Genomic DNA, 24839 nt, shown 5'->3' on the forward strand with positions numbered 1-24839 from the left:
CCGCGCTACGTGCACGTGGTCGAGGAGTTCCCGATGACGGTCACCGGCAAGGTCCGCAAGGTCGAGATGCGCCAACAAGCCCTCGACCTCCTCCGCCTCCAGTGACCCACGGGGTGGGGGAGTTCCGAGCGGAACTCGTCCTCGCTTCGTCGGAGGAGGAGCGGTTCTCTCTCCCCCCTCCTCGTCGAGGCGGTGGTTGAGCGCTGTGGGCGCGATCCGTGGAAGCCGGGGTGTGGTCGCGAGGGGTGGGTTCACCCGCCTTCCCCCACGGTGGACGTGAGCTAGGGGGTGCGGTTTCGCTGACCTCCGCGCACCTCACGAGGAAGAGAGAGCCTGACCAGGTCCACGACGTCGTCGTCGAGACCCCCGACGAGCGTCCACGAGGGACGAACGGTGGGAGGCTGGCTTCGACAGGCAGGGGCGCGCCCCCGGACGCCGGGGCGCGCCCCTGCCTCCGCAACGCCACCACCCGCTCCTCAGCCCCACACGAGGCGCCCGCCGGACGCCAGGGCGAGACCGCGCGGCTCACGACGCAGTCGTGCTCACGACATCCTCGCCGGGAGGGTGACGCCCCTAGCTCCCCACACGTCACGCTCGCCTGCACAGCCGTGCGTGTTCGCGCAGGTCAGGGGTGCTGCGGCAGGCTCACGACATTCACGCGAAATGTCGTGAGCGACGGCGTGCCCTCGGGTGGTGCCGTGTCGACCCAGGGGCGGGGGAAGACCTCCGTGGGAGCGTGGTGACGGGGGCCCGCGCAGTCGTCGTGGTTCTCGGCTCTCGCTGCGGATCGGGTGGGGAGTGCCAGCCGGAACTCCCCCACGGCCGTCAGGACCGGAGCTTTGCGAGTTCTGCTGCGTCTTCGGCGCCGAAGCGGTCTTCGAGGGCTTCGGGCTCGGCGTCGACGTCGATCTGGGCGAGCGGCATGCCTCGGGCGCTGGAGATCGCGCCGAGGCGCCGGGTCGCGCGGTCCGAGGCGTAGGCCGTGAGCTCCTCCTTGTCGAGGGCGAAGGGCAGTTCTTCGGGAGCGTCCTCGGGCGTCCACTGGACCTGCGCGATGGCGTGCGGGAGCAGGCGGGCCATCTGGTCCTCGACCACCGCCCAGTTGCTCTCGTCGGCGGCCACGTGCCTGCGGCAGGTGAAGGTGCCCCACGCCATGTGGCGGCGCTCGTCGTCGCCGATGCGCTTGATGACCTGCTGCATGCCGGGCAGGATGCCGCGGCTGACGCAGATCTTGTGCCAGGCGAAGTAACCGGTGAGCGCGAGGGTCCCTTCCACCACGTGGTTGTAGGTGACCGAGGCGCGGACCTGGTTCTTCGGGCTCGGGTCGCTGTGCAGCGCCTGCAGGGTCTCGGGCAGCGCCTTGTAGAAGATCTCCCGGTAGCCGGGGTTCTCGGAGACGTACTCGTGCAGGTCGTCGGTGAGGCCCACGGCGTCCATCCAGAGCCGGAACACCTGGGTGTGCTTGGCCTCTTCGAAGCAGAACTGGGTCAGGTACATCTCGTCGCCGAAGCGGCCCTCCGCGGCCATCGCGGCCATGAACGGCTGGAGGTCCTGGGTGACGGCTTCCTCGCCCGCGATGAACTGCGCGCACAACCCGGCCACGCTGCGCTGCTCGTCCTCGGTGAGCCGCTGCCAGTCCTCGGCGTCCTGGCTGAAGTCGATGTCGGCGGGGTTCCAGAACTTGGCGTTGCCCTTGCTGAACAGCCGCAGCGGTAGCGACTCCCAGTTCAGGCCGTGGGCTCGCAGGGAGTGGAAGCCCTCGCGTGGGGCGGGGTGTGTGCTCGTCATTGAACGACTCCGGCTCGCCGTGGTGTGAAGTGCGTTACTACCGCCAGTTTCGATACGGGCCAGTTTCGCGTCAAGGTGCGTCGCGCGCATCCGTACTCTGAGGGCGATGGACGAGCGCAGCGCACTCACGGTCGGCTTCGACCTGGACATGACCCTCATCGACCCGCGGCCCGGCATGGTCCGTGCCTTCGACGCCCTCAACGAGGAGTTCGGCACCGAGCTCGACGGGGAGCACTTCGCGGCCAACCTGGGGCCGCCGCTGGAGGACGTGCTGCGCGGGTACGGCTTCGACGAGCCGGTGGTGAAGCAGCTCGCCGCCCACTTCCGCTCGATCTACCCGACAGTCGTCATCGACGCGACGGTCGCGCTGCCGGGAGCCGCCAACGCCCTCGAGGCCGTGCGCGCCGCCGGTGGGCGGACGCTGGTGGTCACCGGCAAGTACGAACCCAACGCCGCCCTGCACCTCAAGGCCCTGGGCTGGAACGTCGACCGGCTCGCGGGTGGCGTGTTCGGCGCGGGCAAGGGCGATGTGCTGCTCGACGAGGGGGCGACGATCTACGTCGGCGACCACTTCGGCGACATCGTCGGTGGTCACACCGCCGGAGCGACCGCGGTGGGCGTGGCGACGGGACCCTACTCGGCCGCCCAGCTCAGCGAGGCCGGCGCGGACGTCGCGCTGAACGACCTGACCGAGTTCCCTTCCTGGCTGGCCACCAGGGTGTGATGGCTGGACAGGGGCTGCTCAGCGGTCCGGGCGGGATCCCAGCGACCGGGCTCCCAGCGACTCCGTGCGCCGCTCCCGGAGTGGTCGAACTTCGTCCCGGCGTGCTCGCGCCGACGCCGGTCAGCACCCGCCGCCGTGCGAGCTGGCACCTGGGCCGCGGTTGCGCCGTGGTCGCGAGGCCCGCTCCTAGCGGCGGCGGGCGTTGAGCACCGTCGCGATCACGCCGAAGATCAGCCCGGCCGGGCACAGCAGCGCGACGACGCTGATCCACGCCGGGAGGTCCTGGTGGCCGGCGGCGAACAAGCCGAAGATCGCGATGATGGCCAGCAGGCCGACGCCGAACATCACGAGTGCGATCGGAAGTACAGTGGATCTTGGTGAACTGCTCGCCATGTGAGCAGCGTATTCACCGCAGCACAGGCCCGTGCAACCGGCCTTGGTCGATAAGGATGGGTGATTTCATCCACCTTCGCGGTACGCTTGGTGGGACGCGTCCCGGCGCGCGCACAGGCGTGGCGAACGGGGCGCTTTCGTCGTGACGGGGTGTTTGCCGTGTTGCGGCGGGAAGAACTGGCAGGGAGATGGGCCCGGCGACGGGTCAGCGCATTCGACAGGGAACGGTGAGGACAGTGCCGACCGGCAGGGTCAAGTGGTTCGACTCGGACAAGGGCTTCGGCTTCCTGACCCAGGATGGCGGGGAGGACGTGTACGTGCGTTCCTCCGCGTTGCCATCTGGTGTGGATGCGCTCAAGACCGGCCAGCGCGTCGACTTCGACATGGCGCAGGGCCGACGCGGCCCGCAGGCGTTGAAGGTCAAGTTACTGGATCCGCTGCCCTCGGTCACCGAGGCGCGCCGACGTCCCGCCGACGAGCTGCACGGCATGGTCGAGGACATGATCAAGCTCCTCGAGCTGAAGGTGCAGCCCGAGCTGCAGCGGGGCCGCTACCCCGACCGCAAGACCGCCAAGCGCATCGGTGAGGTCGTCCGCGCCGTCGCCCGTGAGCTCGACCCGGGCGGGAGCTGACCTGCGCGGACGCCGCGGCTGACCTGCGCGGCGGTGCAGTGGCGGAACCTGGCACGCCTCCCCGGGCCCGGGCTCGTGCACCTCAGGTGCACGGCGCTCGGACCCGGAACGTGTCGGGTCGGACTCACTGCTGGACGTTGAGCACCCAGCTGCCGCCGATCCCGAAGTCGACGCCTCCGTCGGGGCCCTGGGTGAGGACTGCGGAGAACTGCTGAACCTCCACGTGCTCGATGCGCGCGCCGTCCGGCGGCAGGTGCAGCGTGTAGGAGTGCCGCTCGTCGGGGGTGAACACCGGGCTGCGGCCGTCCAGCTCCTCGCCGTTGAGACCGCGGTACAGGAACGCCACCTGCCACGGTGCGCTGGAGATCTCACGGGGCACCGAGATCTGCAGCGGGTCGCGACCGACCATCCGCAGCCGGCCCACCGCCTCCTGGTTCGGGGGCGAGCACTGCTGACCGGTCGGGTCGCAGAGCTGGGCGGGTTCGACCGCCACGGAGTCCCCGTGCGAGTAGAAGGTGACCTGCGGTTGGCTGGGGGAGGAGCAGCCGGCGGCGAGCGCGACGGCGGCCACCGCCAGCAGCGGTTTCAGTCCACGATGCACGGTCAGAGCCTACGACCCGGCACTCGAACGGGCGGTGGCCGGTTCGCCCGCCGACCGCCTGCGTGGTCGGAGCGGGAGAGCCGGGACGAGGGTGCCTCCGCGCCCGCGCAGGATGGTCTGCGCGAGCACCAGCGCCAGCAGCGCGGAGACCACCACGAACCCGAGCCAGTACTCCGGTGGCAGCAGCACGCCCAGCGCGCCGCCGAAGACCCAGCACAGCTGCAGGATCGTTTCGGAGCGGCCGAACGCCGAGGCGCGCGAGGCCTCGGGCATGTCCCGCTGGACCACCGCGTCCAGGCACACCTTGGCCAGCGCTGAGGCGGTCGCGCCGACCAGTCCGACGACCACCGCGAGCGGCAGCCCGGCCAGCACGGCGGCGCAGGTCGCCGCCACCAGCGCCGCGCCCAGACAACTGGTGATCAACCGGTCCGGTTTCGCGAAGGTCATCCGCGACCCCAGTCCGTTGCCGAGGAAGCTGCCCACTCCGGCCGCGCCGCCGACCAGGCCGAGCAGCACCAGCTGCATGGCGGGCTCGTGCTGGGTGTCGTGCTTGATCACGAACGCGACGAACAGCGTGAGGAACCCGGTGAGCACCCGGATACCGCCGTTGCCCCACAACGCCACCACGACGTGGTCGCTCAGCGGCACCGTGCGCGCGCGATCCCGGGAGCCGATCGAGGTCCGGACCTCGCCCTCGGTGCTCTCCACCCAGCCCGGGATGCGCAAGCACAGCCACACGCCCACGGCGGCCATCGCGGCCATGAACCACAGCGCGCCTTCCGAGCCCCACAACCACGCGAACCCGGACGCGACTGCGCCGACGACCCCGCCGGCCGCCAGGCCGAACGCGGTCAACCGCGAGTTGGCCTTGGTCAGCGTGATCTGGTTCGGCAGCACCCGTGGCGTCATCGCGGCCTTGAGGACGCCGAAGGACTTCGACAGCACCATGCAGCCCAGCGCGGCCGGGTAGAGCAGCCAGCTGGTGAAGTTCAGCGCCATCACCACCGCCAGAGCTACGCGCACCGCGAAGGACGCGGCCAGCGCCAACCGTCTGCCCTGCTGCAGCCGGTCCAGGGCAGGACCGATGACGGGGGCGATCACCGCGAAGGGCGCGACCGTGATGAGCAGGTACAGCGCGACCTTGTCCCTGCTCTCGGCGGTGGCCGCGGAGAAGAACAGCGTGTTGGCCAGCGCGACCGCCATCACCGCGTCGACGGCGTAGTTGCACATCCAGGCGTAGGTGAACTTGGCCAGCCCGGACCGGTCCGCGCCGTCGGCGTGCGCCAGCGCGAAGAACAGCCGGACCATCCGCTGCGTCAGGTCCCGGCTGCGCCACGCGGCGACCCGGGTGACCGTCAGCTTCGTCGGCGGTGGCGTTCCGCGCTGCTCCTGCTCGGGTTCGGGCTCCTCAGCGCCGGGGTGGTCCTCGGGCAGCGGCGGCAGCGGGTCCGCCGAGGCGCGCGAGCGGTCGTAGTCCGGGTCGTCCTGCCAGGGGTAGCGCCGCTGCTCGGCCTCGGGCGGCGGCTCGAACCGCTGCTCGGACCGCTGCTGGTCCGCGTACCAACCGCGCTTCCCGCGCTGCCCGGCGCCCCAGCCCGGACGGCCGTGCGGCTCGGGCGACTGCTGGTCACGTCCACGCCTCCCCATGACTGACATCCTGCCCCACCTCCTCTCCTCCCGACCGGTCCACGGCCAGGTCCGCACCGGTGCCGCGTGAGCACCTCTCCACGAACGAAGAGGCGCGAACCCCGCTGAGAAGTGCAGCGGGACACGATCAGGCGACGGAGGAGGAGCCGAGATCACCCCGCCGAGCGAAGGCCGGAGCGTCAGGGCACGAAGCGGACCCGGAACATCGACGGCCAGTTCTTCCCGGTCAGCAGGAACTCGTCGGTCCCGGGCACGGCCGCGATGCCGTTGAGCACGTCAGCCCCCGCCCGCTGCTCCGGCGGCAGCAGGCCGGCCGCGTCCACGACAGCGGTGACCCGGCCGCTCGCTGGATCGATCCGCATGATTTCGTCGCTGCCCCACACGTTGGCCCAGACCTGCCCGCCGGCGCACTCCAGCTCGTTGAGCTCGTCCACCTCAGCACCCCGGCGGGTCACCGAGACCTCGCCGACCGGCGCGAACGTCACCGGGTCGCGGAAGGTCAACCGGTCGCTGCCGTCGCTCATCACCAGCCGCTGCCCGTCGAAGCACAGGCCCCAGCCCTCGCCGGGGTACTCCACTCGGCGCAACTCCTGCAGGCTCGCCCGATCGCGCTCGAACGCAACCCCTTCCTGCCAGGTGAGCTGCCAGATACGGTCACCCGTGACGGTGATCCCCTCACCGAAGAACCCGGCCGGCAACCGGACCTCGTGCCGCACCGCTCCGCTCAGCGGGTCGGCCGCGCGCACCAGCGAGGAGCCGCGCAGACCGGTGCCTTCGTAGAGGGTGCCGTCGGCGATTTCCAAACCCTGAGTGAACGAGGAGCGGTCGTGCGGGAGCACGTTGATCACCTCGACTCGAAGGTGTGGCAGGCTTCCCGCGTGCCCAACGCCCTGATCGGTTTGCTCGCGGTCGTCCTGGCCGTCGTGCTGCGCTGGTACCTGCGCCGTGCACGCAACGCCGACTCCGACGGTGAGCAGCACCGCGCACACGAGACGTCCAGTCTGAGCAAGTCGCACCCTGAAAGCTTGACACGCCCGATCACTCCGAGTGCCACTCCGCTCCGGATCAGCGGTCCGACGGCCTCGGCGGCGACACAGCCGACTGCGTCGCAGAGCACGTACGGCACAATCGAGCATGTGACGCCTATGCCTGCTCCGATGACCAGCCCAGGCGCGGATGCCCCGTACGAGGACGCCGGGCAGCCTGCCGCCGAGCCGTTGAACCCGGAGCTCGCGGCGGCCGAGGACGTCGCCCGAGCTGCGGCGGAGGAAGAGGCCAGGCCGGGTGCCGACCCGATCGGCTCGCCGGTGCTGACCCTGGACACCGCCACCACGGGAGACGTGTCCGACTCCTCGACCTCCCCCGTTGGTGCGCACGTGGGCGTCGAACCCGAGGGGTCGCACGCGGTCACGCACTACTTCGAGTCGAACTACCCGGGCTACGTCGGCTGGCGCTGGGCCGTCACGGTCGCCAGCGTCGGACCGGGAGAGCCGGTCACGGTCAGCGAGGTCGTGCTGCTGCCCGGGCCGACTGCCCTGACGGCCCCGGACTGGGTGCCGTGGCGCGACCGCGTCCGGCCCGGTGACCTGGGCGCTGGTGACCTGCTGCCGACCAGCTCGGACGACCCGCGGCTTGCTCCCGGCCACCTCACCGCTGACGACGAGACGTTCGACGACCTCGCCAAGGACGTGGGGCTCGGCCGCAAGCGGGTGCTCAGCTTCGAGGGTCGCAGCGAGGCCGCCGAGCGCTGGCACGCCGGCGACTTCGGCCCGGGCTCCGACACCGCGAAGCTCGCCCCGGCGGCCTGCGGCACCTGCGGTTTCTTCCTGAAGCTGGCCGGGTCGATGGGAGGCGCGTTCGGCGTGTGCGCCAACGAGTACGCCCCGGCCGACGGCCGCGTGGTCAGCGTCGAGTTCGGTTGCGGCGCCCACTCCGAGGTCGAGGTGGACGTCTCCTCCACGGTCCCGGTCGCCGAGATCGTCTACGACGACGCCACGCTGGAGTACGAGCCCCGCGGCACGGAGCGCGGGTGAACGAGCCGGACCGCTTCGGCGCGGTCGGACTGCGGCGAGCAGTGTTGCAGTCCTGGGAATCCTCGCCGACCCGGTTCCGCGAGGACGCCAACGCCGAAGAGGACCTGCGCCTGGGCGGCTACCGCGACCGGTTGCTGGTCGAACTCGCGCAGAACGCCGCTGACGCCGCCGGTTCCGACGGCGTGCTCAGCGTCGAGCTCGTCGGTGACGAGCTGCGGGTGGCCAACACCGGCGCTCCGCTGACCGCCGAGGGCGTGGCTGCGCTGGCCTCGCTGCGCGCGTCGGCCAAGCGCGAGGGCGCCTCGGTCGGGCGCTTCGGCGTCGGGTTCGCCGCGGTGCTCGCCGTCTCCGACGAGCCGGCGGTGCTGTCCACCTCGGGCGGCGTCGTCTTCTCCGCCGAGCGCACCCGGCAGGCCGCCGCGGAGCTGCCCGGGCCTGCCGAAGAGCTGTCCCGCCGCGAAGGCGCGGTGCCGGTGCTGCGGTTGCCGTGGGAGGTCGACGGGTCGCCGCCGGAGGGCTTCACCACCGAGGTCCGGCTGCCGCTGCGTTCCGACGTGGACGCCGCCGCGCTGCTGGACTCCTGCACCGACCAGGCTCCCGGGCTGCTGCTGGCGCTGCCCGCGCTCAGCGAGATCCGGATCGGCCGCCAGACCTGGCGTCGCGTCGACGAGGACGCCGACCGCGTCGTGGTGCACGGCCCGGTGCGCAGCGACCGCTGGCTGGTGCACCGCGCTTCGGGCACGTTGAGCCACTCGGTGCTGGCCGGGCTGGGCGCGGAGCGCCGCTCGGAGGCGCAGTGGCAGGTCACCTGGGCTGTGCCGCTGGACGCCGATGGTGTCCCGATCCCGCTGGCCGAGGACGTCCTGCACACCCCGACGCCCACCGAGGAGCGGCTGTCGCTGCCGGCCCGGCTGCTGGCGAGCGTGCCCGTCGAGGCCGATCGGCGTCGTGCCGCGGCGTCGCCCGCGACCCACGAGGTGCTGACCTTCGCCGCCGAGTGCTACCCGGCGCTGGTCGACAAGGTCCCCGGCGAGCACCGCACCGCGCTGGTGCCGCTGCCCGGGTTCCCGCTGTCCGATGTGGACGAGAAGCTGCGGCAGGGCGTCAACGACCGGCTGCGGGTCTCGGCGTGGCTGCCCGGTGCGGGTTCGAAACCGGTGGCGCCGCTGGAAGCCCGCGCGCTGGAGCACGGCACTCCGGAGCTGGTGGAACTGCTGCACGACGTCGTGCCGGGTCTGCTGGCCCCGGATCTCTCCGAGGCCCGGCACCGCCGCGCGCTGCACGCCCTCGAAGTCCGCAGGCTCGGGGCCGCCGAGATCGTCGAGGCGGTCAGCGGGCTGAACCGCGAACCGCGCTGGTGGTACCGGCTCTACGACGCTCTGGCGCCGCTGCACGAAGCCGATCCGCACGCCCGCGAGGACTTCGCCGCGCTGCCGGTCCCGCTGGCCGACGGCCGCACCGTCAGCGGTGTGCGCGACGTGCTGCTCAGCCGGCCGGACAGCGACCTGGACCCGGCGGCCCTGCTGTCCACGTTGGACATCTCGGGCCTGCGCATCGCCCATCCCGAGGCCACCCACCCGCTGCTGGAGAAGTTGGGCGCGCACCCGGCCGGACCCGCCGAGCTGCTCGACGCGCCGCCGCTGGCGGACGCCGTGCGCAACAGCGTGTCCGACGCCCTGGCGGGCGTGGACGTGCGCCCGCTGGCCGAGGCGGTGCTGCGCCTGGTCGAGGAGTCGCACCCGCGCGACTGGCTGCGCGCGCTGGCGCTGCCCGACGACGAAGGCGACTTCCGCCGTGCCGACGAACTGCTGCTGCCGGAGGCGGCGCTGCTGTCGGTCATCGACACCGAGCACCTCGGCGAGGGAGCACCGCTGTCGGTGCTCGACCCCGAGATCGCGCGGCGCTGGCCCACCGAGCTGCTGACCTCGATCGGCGTGCTGGACGGCTTCGGCGTGCACGTCGAGGACGACCCGGTGGAGCCGGACGAGAGGTTCCCGGACTCCCGGCAGTGGTGGGCCGAGCAGGAGGCCGAGCGGCCTGAGGAGTGGCCGCCTGCGAGGTTCATCGGCGTCCGCGACTTGGACCTGGTCGCCGACGACGCGTGGCCCGCCGCGATCAGCCTGCTCACCCGGGACCCGCAGACGCTGGAGGCGCTGCGCGAGCCGCACGGCTACTCGGCCTGGTGGATCGCGCGCTACGCGCTGGTCGAAGGTCACCCGCCGCGGCACTGGCGGCTGCCGGGGGCCGAGGAGCTCGCCGGCGTCTACGACCCGGTGCCCGACGTCGTGCTGGACCAGGAGGCCCTGCGGCTGGCGGGCGTCCGCGCGGAACTGCGCGTCGACGACGTCGAGGACGCCGAAGACCTGCTGCAACGCCTCGGCGACCCAGACCGCGCGATCCGCGCCGGAACCGCCCTGCGCGCCCACCAGGTGCTGGGCGAGGCCGTTGCCGAGGGCGTGGTCGACCCGGCCGAGATCGATCCGCCGGAGATGGTGCGCTCGGTCTCGGGCGCGGTGGTGAGCACGGGCCGTGCCGTCGTGCTGGACGAGCCGTGGATGCTCAGCGTCCTGGAGGCCCCGCTGGTCATCGCCGGCGGCAGCCCCGAGCAGTTCGAGGCCGAAGCGCTGGCCGAACTCCTCGACCTGCCGCTGGCCTCGGAGGAGAACACGCTGCGCGTCAGCGACGGAGGGCGCGTCCAGCGCTGGTCCGAGGTCGCGAGAGTCGCCACCAGCTGCGAGCTCCTGGGCGTCGAGGTCCCGCACGGCGAGGTCGCGCTCCACGACAAGCTGCGGGTGCAGGCGTCGACGGGCGAGCACCAGGTGCACTGGTGGGTCGAGCCCACGGGCGCGGTGCACGCCGAACGCACCCCGGACGGCCTCGCCCGAGCGCTGGCCTGGGCCGCGGACGCCTGGCCACAGCGCTTCGCCCTCGCAGCCCTGCTCGCCGACCCGGAGGCCACGACCCTGCTGCGCTAGGGCCGTCTCGTTCAGGGCTTGCTCTGCGTGGCGGTGCGGAACCTGACCGGCTCCGCATCGGCGTCCCGGCGTGGTCGCCACGAAGCCGTTCACCACTGGTGCAGCGGCTACCGCCGCGTTCCTAGCGCCGCGGCCGGCTGCACCAAGGACCGCGACGGCGGAACCCTCCGCTTCACCACCCAGGAGGGGAACCGCTTCCTCCACTCACTGTCCCGGACGCCGACCCGGTCGGCGCTGCGGCGAACTTCGACGCAGTGGCCCTCCTCGCCGCTGTGGCTGGACGTGCGCCGGTCACGGAACCTCGGCTTCCTCCAACCACTGCCGTCGCGCCCACCAGGACGACCTCAGCGGTGTACGCCGGGGACTACGCCTTCGCCTCCACGCTGATGACGGCGTCGAGGAACGGACAGATCTCGTCCGGGTCGTCGAGGAACACTCCGGCACGCCGATGTTCCAGGTGGACGATGGGCGCTGCCGCGCTGCGGGGATCACCTGCACGGTGATGTGGTCGTGGCAGGCCATCTTCGCGATGTGGCGCAGCTGCGCTCATCAAGGACCGCCCACCGGCCGCGCGAGGATCGACTCGTCCAGGAGTGCGTGCTGCGCAACGGGTTTCGGTTTGGTCAACGCGCGTTGCCTGCTCAAGCGCAGGGAAGTCCTGGCTGCCACGATCTCCTCGTCGGCGCATCACGACCCGCGCGTCGTCGGCGGTCTGCAGCAGTCGCGCAACGAAACCCGGGCGAGACATCGGTGATCTCCGGCTCGGACTCCAGCAGCGACACGAGCTGGGACGGCAGTCCCGGTCGACCGGCTTCCCACCAGTGCGTGCGGTGCGCCTCGTGCGCGAGCTCCAGGAGGCGTGCGCGCTCGCGGCCGCGGACCCCCTGGCGCTCCCAGGGCGAGGGGATCTCGATGCCGCTCGGGGTCTCCTCGCCCGACTCGGCGCGGCCGAGGGTGGCTCGCGACCAACCGCGCACACCGCCGCCAGCTCCTCCCGGCGCAACCCGGCGTCCTTGCGGAGTCGGCGAACCTCCCCGTCCCTGTGCGCGAGCCGTTGTCCCACGCGCAATTCGATCTCAGGGCCGGAGACGCCACCACTACACGACCTGATGAACGTGATTGCCCTCTTCTCCGGAGCGACGGTCTCATGTTTCCGATCGAGGAGGAGAATTGACCGAACACCTCACCCACGTCTGGCGCCCGCTGCCCGGCAGCCGCCACGCCTTCCCCGCCTCAGCGCTCAAGTGCAGCCCCGATGAGCAGGCAGAATCCTACTGCGGCATCCAGGTCGAGGCGGCCCGTCTGCACACGGCCACCGAGATCGACTGGATCGTCGAACCGACCTGCTCCGCCTGCTGGGAAATCCTGAAGAACAGATCTTGAGACTGCACGCGGGACAATTCTCGTGAGCGTTCGCTCCACGAACTGGCGCGCACCAGGAGTGGTGCACGAAGCCGCTCGGATTCCCAGTCCGAGGATTTCGCCCCACCCGCGCCGGTCAGCGAACAACCCTCGACAGCGGGTCTCAGGTGTCGAGACCGGAGAGACCCTGCCAGGAGCCCCGGGAGCCGCGGCGCGCAGCACTGCGCTGCCAGCGGAAGACCCCGTAACCGATGATGCCGAGCACGGTGCCGGCGAGGCAGCTGAAGAACTGGATGTCGAAGCTGCCGTCGACGAGGTCGCGCCAGCCGAGCAGCACCGCGCCCGCGAACCACAAGGCCGTGCCGAACAGCACCACCGGCGTCGGGTCCGCCAACCTGCGCGGCAGTGGTGGGACCGGTCGGTGAGCTGCGTCGGAGGGGGCGCGTTCGCCGTCTTGTGCCACGTCAGGCAGGCTACTCCCGGTAACAACGGCCCGCGCACAGGCCACCGTGATTGGAAAGTTCGAATGGTGGAGAGAACCGAGAGCAAGACTTCGCTGCTGGACCGCTACTTCAAGATCAGTGAGCGCGGATCCAGCGTGGGCCGAGAAGTTCGAGGAGGTCTGGTCACCTTCGTGACCGTGGCCTACATCATCGTGCTGAACCCGCTGATCCTCGGCAGCGCTTCGCCGACCGACGCGGGCGCCAAGCACGACGTGCTGGGCAACATCCTTCCCATCCCGCAGGTCGCGGCCGCCACGGCGCTGGTCGCGGGTGTCATGACGATCCTGTTCGGACTGATCGCCAACTACCCGTTCGCCATCGCCACCGGCCTGGGCATCAACACCCTGCTGGCCGTGACGATCGCGCCGCAGGTGACCTGGCCGGAGGCCATGGGTCTGGTCGTCGTCGACGGCCTCGTGATCCTCGTGCTGGTCGCGACCGGCTTCCGCACCGCGGTGTTCAACGCCGTGCCCGCGGACCTCAAGGCCGCGATCGCGGTCGGCATCGGCCTGTTCATCACCTTCGTGGGCCTGGTCGACGCCGGTTTCGTGCGCCGGCTTCCCGACGCGGCCGACACCACCGTCCCGGTCGGACTGGGCATCAACGGCTCGATCGCGTCCTTGCCGACGGCGGTGTTCGTCTTCGGCCTGGTGCTGACCTCGATCCTGGTCGCGCGCAAGGTCCGCGGCGGCATCCTCATCAGCGTCGTGGTCACCACGCTCCTGTCGATCGTCATCGAGTCGATCTTCCACGCCGGCTCCTCCAGCGACACCGGTGAGACCGGCTGGAACCTGGGCTACCCGGCGCTGCCGGAGCAGATCGCCGGACTGCCGGACCTCTCGCTGGTCGGCGACATCTCCTTCGGCGCCTTCACGCGGCTGCCGGCGCTGGCCGCGTCGATGCTGGTGTTCACGCTGGTGCTGGCGAACTTCTTCGACGCCATGGGCACGATGACCGGTCTCGGCAAGGAAGGCGGCCTCACCGACAAGGAGGGGAACCTCCCGGGCATCGGCAAGGCGCTGGGCGTCGAGGGCCTCGGCGCGGTCGCCGGTGGTGTGGGTTCGGCGAGCTCGAACACGGTCTTCGTGGAGTCGGCCTCCGGCATCGCCGAGGGCGCTCGCACCGGTCTGGCCAACGTCGTCACCGGGGTGCTGTTCCTCGCGGCGATGTTCCTGACCCCGCTGTACCAGGTCGTGCCCGTGGAGGCCGCCGCTCCGGTGCTGGTCGTGGTGGGCGCGATGATGCTGGGACAGATCAGCCAGATCAACCTGTCGGACTTCACCATCGCGCTTCCGGCGTTCCTGACCATCACGGTCATGCCGTTCACGTACTCGATCGCCAACGGCATCGGCGCCGGGTTCGTCAGCTACGTGCTGCTGCGCAGCGCCACCGGCAAGGCCCGTGAGGTGCACCCGCTGATGTGGGTCGTGGCAGCCGCCTTCGTGCTGTACTTCGCCTCCGGCCCGCTCGGAGACCTCCTGGGCATCTGATCGAGCCCGCAGCGCAGAGGCGCCCGCGTCCGACACCCCGGACGCGGGCGTCTCTGCTTCGTCCGCCCACCGCGGCCGCCTGGTCCCACCCCGAGGCCGATGAGCGCCGGAGCGACGCGTCTCCGGCCCGGAGGTGGGACGCGTGGGGAGATCACGGCCGGACGGACCGGGGTGGTGGCGCGGCGTGGAGTCGGGAGGTCCTGGAACTGCGCAGTTCGACCGGGAAGTTCGGGGCCAGATCTGCCGAACCACTCGCTTCCCTGGTTAGGGTGTGCGTCCATTGGTTGAGAACCACTTTGTCCGATATTCCCGAGATAGTTTGGTAGACTAACGACGTGTCCGATATCGCGGAGCGCGAGCGCACCCTGGCGAGCCGCCTGCGGCTCGCGGTCGTTCGCCTGAACCGTCGGCTGCGCGCGCAGCGGGCCGATTCGGCCCTGACGCTGTCCCAGCTGTCGGCCCTCTCGTGCCTGCACAAGGCCGGCTCGATGACGCCGGGCGAACTGGCGGCCAAGGAGGGCGTCCAGCCACCATCGATGACCAGGGTCATCGCGGCGCTGGAGGAGAACGGGCTGGTGGTCCGGCGGGCCCACCCCACTGACGGCCGGCAGGCCATCGTCGAGGTGACCGAGTCTGGCAAGGCCCGCGTGGAGGAAGAGGTCACCATCCGCGAGCGCTGGCTCGACCAGCACCTCGCGGAGCTGGACGCCGAAGAACTGGCGGTGCTCTCACGCGCCGCCGAGATCATCGACCGGTTGGCCAGTCGATGAGGGAGCACTGAGAGGCGGTACGCGGAAGCGTGGTTGCTCGGAGGTCTGCGGAGGGCGAAGGCGCCGAGGACCGGGGCAACCACCCGACGCGCGCAGCGGACCGCGGTGGCATGTTCCGCTCGCTGCGCGAGCGCAACTACCGCCTCTACGCCTCCGGTCAGGTCGTCTCGCTGACCGGCACCTGGATGCAGCGGGCCGCGCAGGACTGGCTCGTGCTGGAGCTCTCCGGCGGCAGCCCGGCCGCGCTCGGCGTGGCCGTGGCGCTGCAGTTCCTCCCGACCCTCGCCCTCACGCTGTGGGCCGGTGTGTTCGCCGACCGGTTCGACAAGCGCATGATCCTGATCATCACGCAGAGCGCCCTGGGTCTGTGCGGCTTCGCGCTGGGGGCGCTCGACGTCACCGGGATCGTCGTCCTGTGGCAGGTCTACGTCCTGTGCTTCGTGCTCGGCTGCTTCTCCGCGGTGGACGCGCCGGTGCGGCAGTCCTTCGTGGTCGAGATGGTCGGCCCTGCGCAGCTGACCAACGCCGTCGCGTTGAACTCCATGACCTTCAACCTGGCCCGCATCGTCGGGCCCGCCATCGCCGGGGTGGCCATCACCGCCATCGGCACCGGCTGGGTGTTCCTGTTCAACGGGCTGAGCTCGGTGGCCGTGGTGGCCGGTCTGCTGCTGATGGACACCGCCCTGCTGCACCGGGCCGACACCGTGGACCGGGAACGCGGGCAGCTGCGGGCCGGCCTCCGCTACGTGCGGAGGCGGCCGGACCTCGTCGTGGTGATGGTGCTGGTCTTCTCGGTCAGCACCTTCGGGATGAACTTCGAGAGCACTCTCGCGGTGATCGCCCGCAACGTCTTCCAGCGCGACGCCGACGGTTATGGGCTGCTCATCACGATGCTCGCGGTGGGCACGCTGACCGGCGCGACGCTGGCCGCGCGGCGCAGCGCGAAGCCCGGGTCCCGATTGCGGCTGATGCTGATCGGTGCGGGCGTGTTCGGCGCCCTGGAGGCGCTGGCCGGGGTGATGCCGCACTACTGGCTGTTCGCGACGGCCCTGGTCCCGGTCGGCATCGCGATGATGACCTTCACGACCAGCGCGAACTCGACCGTGCAGCTGGCCGTCGAGCCCACGATGCGGGGGCGCGTCATGGGTCTCTACATGATGCTGTTCCTCGGCGGCAGACCGCTGGGCGGTCTGACCGCGGGTTGGCTGGCGGAGGTCTTCGGTCCGCGCTGGCCGGTCGTGCTCGGTGGGCTGATCTCGCTCACGGCTGCCGTCGCCGGGGCCGTGGTGCTGTCGCGGCAGCGCAAGAGGGGGTTGATCCAACCGCTAGGTTAGGCTAACCTAATACACGTCCGCTTCGTGGTGGGAGCGGTAGTCAGTTCGGGAACAGATCGAGCCCCGGTCTCCGCGAGGAGGCCGGGGCTCGATCATTTCCGGCGGCAAGAACGTGTCGGAGCACCCACCGCCGAGCTCTCCGGAGCGTCAGGCCGTGGGCAGGCGCAGCCCGCTGAGGCCGTTGCGGGCGTCCTCGAAGCGCTTGGCCACCTCGTCCCAGTTGACGACGTTCCACAGCTGCTTGACGTAGTCGGCCTTCACGTTGCGGTACTGCAGGTAGTACGCGTGCTCCCAGATGTCGAACACCAGCAGGGGAGTGGTGGCGATCGACAGGTTGGAGTGGTGGTCGCGCAGCTGCTGGGTGATCAGCCGCCTGCCCACCGGGTCCCACGCCAGCACGCCCCAGCCGTTGCCCTGGATCGTGGTGGAGACGGCCTCCATCTGGGCGCGGAACTTGTCGAAGGAGCCGAAGTCCTGGTCGATGGCCGCGGCCAGCTCACCCGTCGGCTTGTCACCGCCGTCCGGCGACAGGATCTTCCACCACACCACGTGCAACGAGTGCCCGGCGAGGTTGAACGCCAGCGTGGTCTCCAGGCCGACGATCGAGGAGAAGTCGCCCTTGTCGCGGGCCTCGGCGATCTTCTCGACGGTGTCGTTCGCGCCCTTGACGTAGGTGGCGTGGTGCTTGCTGTGGTGCAGCTCGTTGATCTCCCCCGAGATCGCCGGCTCCAACGCCGCGTAGTCGTAGTCCAGCTCCGGCAGCACGTACTCGGGCACCGGGGTCTCCCTCCGCAGTCGGCACCTCATTACTTGTTGCCACCCTATTGCAATTGACCAAGTGTGGCCACAGGGGTGCCGTGCGGAGGATCAGCCCGCGGGCCAGGTGTGGACCGGGTCGCCTTCGTCGGCGAGCTCGACGTAGCGGCGCAGCATGTCCGCCAGCGCCGTGTGCCGGTCGGCGCCGTCGGCCTCCATCCGGGCCACTGCGTCGCGCTGCCAGGTCGCGCCGTTCTGCCTCGCCAGGCAGCGCTGCTCGATGACGCCCAGGTAGCGGGAACGGGCTTCGTCGGAGACCCCGCACGCCCGCAGCCCCTCGTGGGCCATCGGCAGCAGGCGGCGCAGGACGAGCTCGTCCGGTGCCACCCATCCGAACGCGGGCCAGTAGAGGTGCGAGTCGAAGCCGTACCGGGCGCCCGAGAAGAAGTTCTCCTCCGCCGCGGCGAACGACATCTGCGTCCAGAGTGGACGGTCCTGCTCGGTCAGGGCGCGTTGCGCGCCGTAGAAGAACATGGCGTTCGCGACGATGTCGACCACCGAGGGGCCTGCGGGCAGGACGCGGTTCTCGATCCGCAGGTGCGGGACGCCCTCCACCAGGTCGTAGACGGGACGGTTCCAGCGCCAGATCGTGCCGTTGTGCAGCCGCAACTCGTTGAGCTTGGGCGCACGACCGTTGTCCAGCGCGGCCACCGGATCCTCTTCCTCCGGTTCCGGCAGCAGCGCGGGGAAGTAGCGGACGTTCTCCTCGAACAGGTCGAAGATCGAGGTGATCCACCGCTCGCCGAACCACACCCTCGGCCGCACGCCCTGGTTGCGCAGCTCCGTCGGGCGGGTGTCGGTGGCCTGCAAGAACAGCGGGATGCGCGTCTCGTGCCAGAGCGCCTTGCCCAGCAGGAAGGGGGAGTTCGCGCCGATCGCGACCTGCACCCCGGCCAGGACCTGTGCGGCGTTCCAGTGCGCCGCGAAGTCCTCCGGCGCCACCTGCAGGTGCAGCTGCACCGAGGTGCACGCCGATTCCGGTGCGATCGAGTCCGCGTAGGAGCGCAACCGCTCCGGGCCGCCGTCACCGAGCGGCACGCCCTCCATGTCCAGCAGCATCTCCTCGCCGCGGGCCATGATGATCTGGTCGTTGAGCACCGCGTAGCGCGGGTTGCTGGTCAGCGTGGACGGATCGAAGTGCAGGCTGCGCAACGTGGGCAGCGAACCGATCATCGCGATCTTCGCCCCGGCGTCGTGCGCCCTGGCGTCGGCGCGCTGCAGCGCCGCGCGCACTCCTTCCTCCAGGTGCAGCGCGCTGTCGCCGGCGAGCACGCGCGGTTCGACGTTGAGCTCGATGTTCTGCTGCCCGAGTTCGGTGGTGAACACCGCTTCGCTGATTTTCTCCAGCACCACGGTGTTGTTCATCGACGGATTCATGTGCTCGTCCACCAAGCACAATTCCATCTCCAGCCCCATCTGTTGGTGCGGGAAGGAGAATTCGCCATCGGCGAGCATCCGCGCCAGCGCGTCGAGGCCGCGTTGCATCTTGTTCCGATAGCGTTGCCGATCAATCGCCTTGAAGGATCGATCGTCCACGTGCCGTCCCATGCCGTCTCCCCTTCATCGGCAGCACGTCAGCGCCCCCCGCTGGGGCAACTACCGTGACACATCCCCACCTGGTGGGCCAGCGGCCAATTCGGTGTCAGCCAGGGTCCTCGCGCGTGCCCGCGAGCCGGTGTGCCGTTCGGCCTTTCTGGCTCGGCTGGAACGCGCGGAAATCGGCCGCTGGGAGCACACCCGCTCGCCGATCGGTGTTGTTCTTGCGAGCAATCGGGCCAGCGCCGGTGCGAACCGGACGACGACCAGTCCAACGCGGTCGCAGAACTCCGGCATCACGCAGCGTCGTCCTCTCGTCTGTTGGGCTGAGAACTTTCCCACCACATTTCTCGGCTGCCACTCGCCAACACCACCGTTCGCCGCCCGGCGCGGTGTCGCCGGGACTTCGACCGAATCCGGAAACGGTCCACAACGCTTCCGACTTTCCCGCCACCCACCGGTTCGAAACGGACAGAGGAAGGGAACCTCCCTGTCACGCCCGCCGGGGCGGGTGGCGAGCACGGGAACCTTCCTGTCACCACCGGTGGACCGGGGCAGGGATGGAGTCCTCCTCTCACGCTCGGTGGGCCGGCGCGAGCATGGGAACCTTCCGGTCATCGGTGGCCCGGGGCGGATGGGAGAATGCCGGCGTGGCGCAGATGGTCGAGATCAGCGACGTCGTCGACCCGCGGGTCGACGACTTCCGCGATCTGTCCCGCGCGGACCGCCGGCCGGACCGGCCGGGCGGGCGCGGGCTGGTGATCGCCGAGGGCGTGGTCGTGGTCGAGCGGTTGCTCGCCTCGCCGTACCCGGTGCGGGCGTTGTTCGGCGTTCGCCGCCGGGTCGAGGAGCTGGCCGAGGCCACCGCCGGGCTGGACGTGCCCGCCTACGTCGCCGACGCCGACGTGATGGCGCGGGTCGTGGGCTTCCACCTCAACCGCGGGGTGCTGGCCGTCGCCGACCGGACGTCGGTGATCGACCCGGTCGAGCTCATCGGGCGCTCGCGGCGGCTGGCGGTGCTGGAGGGCATCGGCGACCACGAGAACCTCGGGGCGCTCTTCCGCAACGCCGCCGCGCTCGGCGTGGACGGCGTGCTGCTGGGGGCGGGGTGCTCGGACCCGCTCTACCGGCGCAGCGTGCGGGTGTCCATGGGACACGTGCTGCGGGTTCCCTTCGCGCACCTCGACTCGTGGCCGGCGGACCTGAAGCTGCTGCGCGACGAGGGGTTCCGCGTCGCGGCGCTCACTCCGCGCGGGGACTCCAAGCGGCTCCGCGAGGCCGAGCTGGACGAGGGCAAGGTCGCCGTGCTGCTGGGCTCGGAAGGGCCCGGGCTGACCGATGAGGCGATCGAGGCCGCCGACGTCGCGGTGCGGATCCCGATGGCAGAAGGGGTTGATTCGCTCAACGTCGCCACGGCGGGGGCCATCACCTTCCACGCGCTGAGCGGGACCTGGTGACGGCACCTCTGCGGTCGGGCAGCCCTGGTCCCGGTGCGACGGCCGTCGTCCGGCGGCGCTACTGCGCCTCGACGTACTGCCGCACCGCCTCCTCGCTGACCGCACCGACCGACGCGGCGAAGTACGACGACGACCACAACGTCGGCAGCCGCGACCGCAGCTGCGGGAACTCCTCGCGCAGCACCCGGGAGGTGAACCCCTTGAACTGGTTCGCCACGTGCGAGGCCGAGGACTTCGGGTCGTGCTTGACGAGCACCTGCACCTGGTCCGGCTCCACCTCGAGGGAGGCGATCTCCCACCCGCGTTCGGCCGCCTTCTGCCGGATCAACTCCTCCAGGCGCTCCGCGACCGCACCGACCAGCACCTCGCGGCGGTACTTCGGGCACCACACCAGGTGCAGTCCCAAGTCGCACACGCCGCCGGAGAACCGACGAACTGTCCTGGTCACGGCCACGAGCTGACTATACACATCGCGCAGATATAATCGTGAGAGGAGGAAGGCGAGGGAGCCGGCGCTGGAACGCTGCGCCGCCGCACCCCTCCGCAGCCAGAGCAGCGGGCCTCGCCGAAGGATGATGGACACCGGTTGGGAGTTGCACGCGCGGTCCGGCCGGGCGGTGCTGGTGCGCGGTGGCCGCACCGAGTGCGACCCGGCTCGGCTGGGGCTGCCCGAGTCGCTGGTCACGGCGCTGCACGAGTGGGCCGGTGTTGCCGAGCTCGCGCAGACCGGTGACGCCGAGCAGACCGGCGAGATCGTCTCCCGCCGCGGACGCCAGCTGGCGACGCGCCTGGCCGCCGAGACCGGCGGCCGCATCGGCTACGTCGATCCGTTCAGCGGTGAGGTCGCCCAGATCGGCCGGCCGCGTTCGGCGCGCGCGGTGCGCCGCGGCGAACGCCCGCTCGCTCCCGAGTCGCCGACGCCCTGGGGTCCTGGGCTGGTGATCAGCGCGGTCGTGGGCGCGATCGTGGCGGTGACCCTCACCGTCGTCTCCCAGGGGCTGGCCGACGTCAGTGGTGTCCTCGCGGTCTTCGTCAACATCGCCACCGCCGCCGGGTTCGCGCCCTCGATCTGGCTCGGGCGCACGGTGCCGGTCTGGCGCTGGGTCGCCTTCGGCACGGCGGCAGGTCTGGTCGCCTCCTGGATCGCCGGACTGCTCAGCCTGCTCGGCTGACGCGAGAACGGCCAGGCTGCCGAGGGCCTGGCCGTTCTCGGTGACGCGGTCAGCGGTGCGAGCGCACGCCCAGCAGGACGTCTTCCCACGAAGGCACGATGGGGTGGCTCTTGCGGGCGGTGCGCTTGGGCCCGTCCCGCGGCTCCTCGGCGGACTCGGTTTCGGCCCGGGCCGGTTCCTCGGTGGGCTCCGGGGTCTCCAGGTCCAGCGTCGGTTCGGCCGGTTCCACCGGCTCGACGGGTTCTGGTTCGACCGGCTCGACGCGCTGCAGCGTCGGCTCGGCGCGGGCAGCCGGAGGTTCGGCCAGCACCGGCTCCGGTTCGGGCTCGGCCTGCTCGGGGACCGGCTGCTGGTCCAGCTGCAGCGCTTCGCGGGCCAGCTCGGTGACCGGGCGGACCGTGCGCAGCGGCCGGTTCGGCGACGGGTCGAGCAGGTCGACGGCGTGCTCGTCGAGCGAGGCGACGGTGCCGCCGTGCGCGCCGGGGTGGAACACCCAGTGCGCGGCGTTCTCGGAGCGGCCGGCCTGCCAGGCCAGTTGCACGACCCACTTGTTGTCGTCACCGCGCCAGGCGTCCCAGTTGGCCTCGGCGTAGTCGTGACCGCGCATCCCGAAGGTGTGCGCGACGACCTCGCCGAGCGTCTGCACGTCCGGGCCGTCCTCGCGGACCGGGTGCGCTCGCTGCGCCATCTCGGCGATCTGGGCGCGTTCGAGCAGCACCGGGTACGCGTAGCGCTCGATGCGGTGCTCGGGCAGGCCCGAGGTGGCCGCTATCTGCGCCACGGACGCGCCGGAGCGGATGCGGGCCTGGATCTCGCGCGGCCGCATCTGCTGTTCCATCTCGATCTGCACCTGGCCCAGCCGGGTGAGATCACCGCGTGCCGCCGCGCGCAACCGTTCGTCAGCGGGCACGGTGAAACGCTCACCGTTCTCCGGGTCCTCGCAGATGACGGATTCACCGTCCTCGTCGAGCCCGACCACTCGCAGCGCTCGCATAACGCCAGCCTCCCGCCGACCTACATGTCACCAAGCTGTGACAGTAACCCGGCGCGCCGCCTTGACGGGGGAGGCGCGCCGGGTCCTCGTGTCGTTCGTTGGTCGCCCTGTCGGGTTCGATCTTGCCCTACGCGGACGGGTCTCGCGAACGAGTTGCACCGCTCGACTCCTGCGGGCATCACTCGACGTGATCAACTCGGTCGCCGAACGCGACCGCGAAAAGGACGCGGCCGCCGAGGAAAACCGCAGGTCGCGGCGTTCCTCGGCGGCCGTATAGCGTGATCAGGAGAGTTGCGAAATCACCCAGTCGATGGACTTGGTCAACTGGGTGATGTCGTCCGGCTCGATCGCCGGGAACATGCCGATCCGCAGCTGGTTGCGGCCGAGCTTCCGGTACGGCTCGGTGTCGACGATGCCGTTGGCGCGCAGCGCCTTGGCGATCGCGGCGGCGTCCACCGAGTCGTCGAAGTCGATCGTGCCGACGACCTGCGAGCGCTTGGCCGGGTCGGTGACGAAGGGCTTGGCGTGCTCCGAGGCCTCCGCCCAGTCGTAGAGGCGCTGCGAGGACTCCTTGGTGCGCGAGTCGCACCAGGACAGGCCGCCCTGGCCGTTCATCCACTCGATCTGGTCGGCGAGCATGAACAGCGTGGCCACCGCGGGGGTGTTGTAGGTCTGGTCCTTGCGGGAGTTGTCCAGCGCGGTCGGCAGCGACAGGAACTCCGGCACCCAGCGGTCCGAAGCGCCGATCTCGTTGATCCGCTCGATCGCGGCCGGGCTCATCGCGGCCAGCCACAGCCCGCCGTCGGAGGCGAAGGACTTCTGCGGCGCGAAGTAGTAGACGTCCACGTCGGAGGGGGTGAAGGCCAGCCCGCCGGCACCCGAGGTGGCGTCCACCGCGATCAGCGCGTTCTCCGAGCCCTCGGGGCGGGACGGCGGCAGCATGACGCCGGTGGAGGTCTCGTTGTGCGCCCAGCCGATCAGGTCGACGCTCGGGTCCGAGACCGGCTCCGGGGCGTCACCCGGGTCCGAGGAGACCACGACCGGGTCACCGATGAAGGGAGCCGTCTTGGCGGCTTTGGCGAACTTCGACGAGAACTCGCCGTAGGTCAGGTGCAACGAGCGCTCGCGGATCAGGCCGAAGGTGGCGGCGTCCCAGAACGCGGTGGTGCCTCCGACGCCGAGCACGACCTCGTAGCCCTCGGGCAGCGAGTACAGCTCCCGCAGTCCTTCGCGAACCCGTCCGACCAGGGATTTCACCGGCTTCTGCCGGTGAGAGGTGCCCATCACCGCGGCACCCTCGTTCGCCAGCCGTGCGAGCTGCTCGGGGCGGACCTTGGAGGGTCCGCAGCCGAAGCGGCCGTCTGAGGGCTGGAGTTCGTCGGGCAGCTTCAAGGTGGTCGGGTCGGTGGTCTCGGCCTGCGTCATTCCGGCGCCTCCGGGCGTTGTTGTGGTGACTGTGCGGGGTGGTCGGGAAAAGCCCGTCCCCGCGCGCCAGTGGCCAGGTCCGCCGGCGCCATTGCCGGCTCGGCTCAGTGTTGCAGCACGGTTACCGCGCGGTGTCCGGCGGTCGCTGCCGCACCGCAACTTACTGCTGTTCGCGTTCCCGGCCAACAGCACTGTGGCCCAGAAGGCCCGTTCGAGTCGGACGGATCAGGCGAACCCGGGCGCTCCGCAGCACTTCTTGTACTTGCGCCCCGACCCGCACCAGCACGCCTCGTTGCGGCCGGGTGGCCAGGGCAGGAACCGGCCGGCGTGGGCCTCCTCGAAGGCGTAGTCGTCCGGGGTCTCCGGGTCGGCGGCCCGGTGCCCGGCCGCCGCGGCGAACTCCTCCACGGCGGCCACCGTGGTCGGGACCAGGCAGGCGCCGACCGGGACCTCGCCCAGCTCGCGCTGGACCGCGCGGCGGTAGTCGTCGTAGGTGGTGTCCTCCTCCCACCACTCGGGGTGCTCGCGCTTCGAGCGGGCGAACTCCTCGGCTGTCCACAGCGGCAGGGCGTAGCGGTCGAGCGCGAGGTTCCCCTGCGCGTCGACCAGGTCGGAGAGGTGGTCGTCCTCCGCACCGTGCTGCGCCTGGATCGCGGAGAGGACGTCCCCGCCGTGCGCCGCGCACCGGTCGAAGAACTCGTCCATCGCGTCGGGGGGCAGGCCCGCTTCGGAGCGCGCGTGCCGCCGCTCCAGCAGCAGGTCGTAACCCGGGTCGGCCGGGCTGAGCAGCTCGTCGAGGGAGTCGATGAGGTGGCTCGCGCCGACGTTCAGCCAGCGCAGCCCTTTGGGCACGTTCCCGCTGGTGGCGAAGCCGTAGTGGACGTCCAGGTAGGTCATCGCGACCGCGCTGGGCTTCCGTCGCAGCTCGTCGAGCAGTGGCGCGGCCTCGTCGGCGCGGTCGTGGGTGAGCAGGTGAGCGATGTAGGCGCCGCGGCCGCTCAGCGGTCCGCGGTCGTCGTCGAGTTCGCTGGCCCGGGACACCGCCGCGAGCTCGCGCTCGTGCTCGTCGGCCTTGTGCCAGTGCTCGGCGGCCTCGACGAACTCGGAGCACGGGCTCTCGCTGTCCGGGGCGTCCTCCTCCAAGGCCTCGGCGTACTGGACGTGCACGTTCGCCGGATAGGTCACAT

At 70.8% G+C, this 24839-nt stretch carries 23 protein-coding genes and 1 pseudogene; 10 read left to right on the top strand and 14 right to left on the bottom strand.

Translation table 11 applies throughout. The annotated features are described in order from the left end of the window. Positions 1-825 precede the first annotated feature (825 nt). Positions 826-1788: a R2-like ligand-binding oxidase gene (locus tag EIL87_RS14865; RefSeq protein WP_125091146.1), complete on the bottom strand. Its 963-nt coding sequence runs from the start codon at positions 1786-1788 to the stop codon at positions 826-828. 106 nt (positions 1789-1894) lie between these two features. On the opposite strand from EIL87_RS14865, the gene EIL87_RS14870 reads away from it, so the two are divergent. Further along, a complete protein-coding gene (locus tag EIL87_RS14870) occupies positions 1895-2512 on the top strand; it encodes an HAD family hydrolase (RefSeq protein ID WP_125091147.1) in 618 nt (205 codons plus the stop codon). A gap of 186 nt (positions 2513-2698) precedes the next feature. Here the strand turns inward: EIL87_RS14870 and EIL87_RS14875 are convergent, their stop codons facing one another. Continuing rightward, on the bottom strand, positions 2699-2860 hold the full coding sequence (locus tag EIL87_RS14875) for a hypothetical protein (protein WP_233576332.1): 162 nt from the start codon (positions 2858-2860) through the stop codon (positions 2699-2701). Positions 2861-3141: 281 nt separating this feature from the next. Between EIL87_RS14875 and EIL87_RS14880 the strand changes: the two genes are divergently transcribed. Continuing rightward, the gene (locus EIL87_RS14880; protein WP_125091149.1) at positions 3142-3537 is read left to right on the top strand and encodes a cold-shock protein; all 396 of its coding nucleotides are present in this window, start codon (positions 3142-3144) and stop codon (positions 3535-3537) included. 124 nt (positions 3538-3661) lie between these two features. Here EIL87_RS14880 and EIL87_RS14885 read toward each other — a convergent pair whose 3' ends face one another. The 3 genes from EIL87_RS14885 to EIL87_RS14895 all read right to left on the bottom strand — a co-directional run bounded on the left by EIL87_RS14885 (position 3662) and on the right by EIL87_RS14895 (position 6762). Next, on the bottom strand, positions 3662-4138 hold the full coding sequence (locus EIL87_RS14885; RefSeq protein WP_125091150.1) for a DUF2771 family protein: 477 nt from the start codon (positions 4136-4138) through the stop codon (positions 3662-3664). 9 nt (positions 4139-4147) lie between these two features. Continuing rightward, positions 4148-5785, bottom strand: coding sequence for an MFS transporter (locus EIL87_RS14890; protein WP_125091151.1), 1638 nt, complete (start codon positions 5783-5785; stop codon positions 4148-4150). A gap of 179 nt (positions 5786-5964) precedes the next feature. Continuing rightward, positions 5965-6762 carry a glutaminyl-peptide cyclotransferase gene (locus tag EIL87_RS14895; RefSeq protein ID WP_233576322.1) on the bottom strand — a complete coding sequence of 266 codons (798 nt, stop codon included), beginning with the start codon at positions 6760-6762 and terminating at the stop codon, positions 5965-5967. A 180-nt stretch (positions 6763-6942) separates the two neighbouring features. Here EIL87_RS14895 and EIL87_RS14900 point away from each other — a divergent pair, with 180 nt between their 5' ends. Continuing rightward, positions 6943-7818, top strand: a complete 876-nt coding sequence (locus EIL87_RS14900; RefSeq protein ID WP_125091153.1) for a DUF3027 domain-containing protein — start codon at positions 6943-6945, stop codon at positions 7816-7818. After that, complete coding sequence (locus EIL87_RS14905) at positions 7815-10793, top strand: sacsin N-terminal ATP-binding-like domain-containing protein (protein ID WP_125091154.1); 2979 nt, start codon at positions 7815-7817, stop codon at positions 10791-10793. The genes EIL87_RS14900 and EIL87_RS14905 overlap by 4 nt, the downstream gene beginning before the upstream one ends. A 107-nt stretch (positions 10794-10900) precedes the next feature. Here EIL87_RS14905 and EIL87_RS14910 read toward each other — a convergent pair. Next, positions 10901-11068: pseudogene (locus EIL87_RS14910) on the bottom strand (hypothetical protein); the annotation flags it as partial. Between the two features lie 274 nt (positions 11069-11342). Further along, entirely contained in the window at positions 11343-11462 is a 120-nt protein-coding gene (locus EIL87_RS27940) for a Scr1 family TA system antitoxin-like transcriptional regulator (RefSeq protein WP_407690542.1), read from the bottom strand. A 501-nt stretch (positions 11463-11963) separates the two neighbouring features. On the opposite strand from EIL87_RS27940, the gene EIL87_RS14915 reads away from it, so the two are divergent. Beyond that, entirely contained in the window at positions 11964-12176 is a 213-nt protein-coding gene (locus EIL87_RS14915) for a zinc finger protein (RefSeq protein WP_125091155.1), read from the top strand. A gap of 142 nt (positions 12177-12318) precedes the next feature. Here EIL87_RS14915 and EIL87_RS14920 read toward each other — a convergent pair whose 3' ends face one another. Beyond that, positions 12319-12618, bottom strand: coding sequence for a DUF2530 domain-containing protein (locus tag EIL87_RS14920; protein ID WP_125091156.1), 300 nt, complete (start codon positions 12616-12618; stop codon positions 12319-12321). Between the two features lie 63 nt (positions 12619-12681). Between EIL87_RS14920 and EIL87_RS14925 the strand changes: the two genes are divergently transcribed. From EIL87_RS14925 to EIL87_RS14935, 3 genes are all read left to right on the top strand, one after another. Then, positions 12682-14148, top strand: coding sequence for an NCS2 family permease (locus tag EIL87_RS14925; protein ID WP_125091157.1), 1467 nt, complete (start codon positions 12682-12684; stop codon positions 14146-14148). Between the two features lie 335 nt (positions 14149-14483). Further along, positions 14484-14918, top strand: a complete 435-nt coding sequence (locus EIL87_RS14930) for a MarR family winged helix-turn-helix transcriptional regulator (protein ID WP_125091158.1) — start codon at positions 14484-14486, stop codon at positions 14916-14918. 29 nt (positions 14919-14947) lie between these two features. Then, positions 14948-16252: an MFS transporter gene (locus EIL87_RS14935; protein WP_233576265.1), complete on the top strand. Its 1305-nt coding sequence runs from the start codon at positions 14948-14950 to the stop codon at positions 16250-16252. Between the two features lie 147 nt (positions 16253-16399). Here EIL87_RS14935 and EIL87_RS14940 read toward each other — a convergent pair whose 3' ends face one another. Together EIL87_RS14940 and EIL87_RS14945 are read right to left on the bottom strand one after the other, a co-directional pair. Beyond that, the gene (locus EIL87_RS14940; protein ID WP_125091159.1) at positions 16400-17029 is read right to left on the bottom strand and encodes a superoxide dismutase; all 630 of its coding nucleotides are present in this window, start codon (positions 17027-17029) and stop codon (positions 16400-16402) included. A 90-nt stretch (positions 17030-17119) separates the two neighbouring features. Continuing rightward, on the bottom strand, positions 17120-18616 hold the full coding sequence (locus tag EIL87_RS14945; protein WP_125091160.1) for a glutamate--cysteine ligase family protein: 1497 nt from the start codon (positions 18614-18616) through the stop codon (positions 17120-17122). Between the two features lie 638 nt (positions 18617-19254). On the opposite strand from EIL87_RS14945, the gene EIL87_RS14950 reads away from it, so the two are divergent. Further along, positions 19255-20061, top strand: coding sequence for a TrmH family RNA methyltransferase (locus EIL87_RS14950; protein WP_125091161.1), 807 nt, complete (start codon positions 19255-19257; stop codon positions 20059-20061). Positions 20062-20119: 58 nt separating this feature from the next. Here the strand turns inward: EIL87_RS14950 and tnpA are convergent, their stop codons facing one another. Beyond that, a complete protein-coding gene (gene tnpA, locus EIL87_RS14955) occupies positions 20120-20515 on the bottom strand; it encodes an IS200/IS605 family transposase (RefSeq protein WP_456114898.1) in 396 nt (131 codons plus the stop codon). A 121-nt stretch (positions 20516-20636) separates the two neighbouring features. On the opposite strand from tnpA, the gene EIL87_RS14960 reads away from it, so the two are divergent. Further along, positions 20637-21233: a DUF2537 domain-containing protein gene (locus tag EIL87_RS14960; protein WP_125091163.1), complete on the top strand. Its 597-nt coding sequence runs from the start codon at positions 20637-20639 to the stop codon at positions 21231-21233. Between the two features lie 49 nt (positions 21234-21282). On the opposite strand, the gene sepH is transcribed toward EIL87_RS14960, so the two are convergent. The 3 genes from sepH to EIL87_RS14975 all read right to left on the bottom strand — a co-directional run bounded on the left by sepH (position 21283) and on the right by EIL87_RS14975 (position 24837). Further along, entirely contained in the window at positions 21283-22227 is a 945-nt protein-coding gene (gene sepH / locus EIL87_RS14965; protein WP_125091164.1) for a septation protein SepH, read from the bottom strand. A 282-nt stretch (positions 22228-22509) separates the two neighbouring features. Continuing rightward, positions 22510-23652: a phosphoserine transaminase gene (gene serC, locus EIL87_RS14970; RefSeq protein ID WP_125091165.1), complete on the bottom strand. Its 1143-nt coding sequence runs from the start codon at positions 23650-23652 to the stop codon at positions 22510-22512. A 225-nt stretch (positions 23653-23877) separates the two neighbouring features. After that, the gene (locus tag EIL87_RS14975; protein WP_125091166.1) at positions 23878-24837 is read right to left on the bottom strand and encodes an SEC-C domain-containing protein; all 960 of its coding nucleotides are present in this window, start codon (positions 24835-24837) and stop codon (positions 23878-23880) included. Positions 24838-24839: the final 2 nt, after the last annotated feature.

This window comes from Saccharopolyspora rhizosphaerae, from assembly GCF_003931915.1.
In the GTDB taxonomy this organism is placed as follows: Bacteria; Actinomycetota; Actinomycetes; order Mycobacteriales; family Pseudonocardiaceae; genus Saccharopolyspora; species Saccharopolyspora rhizosphaerae.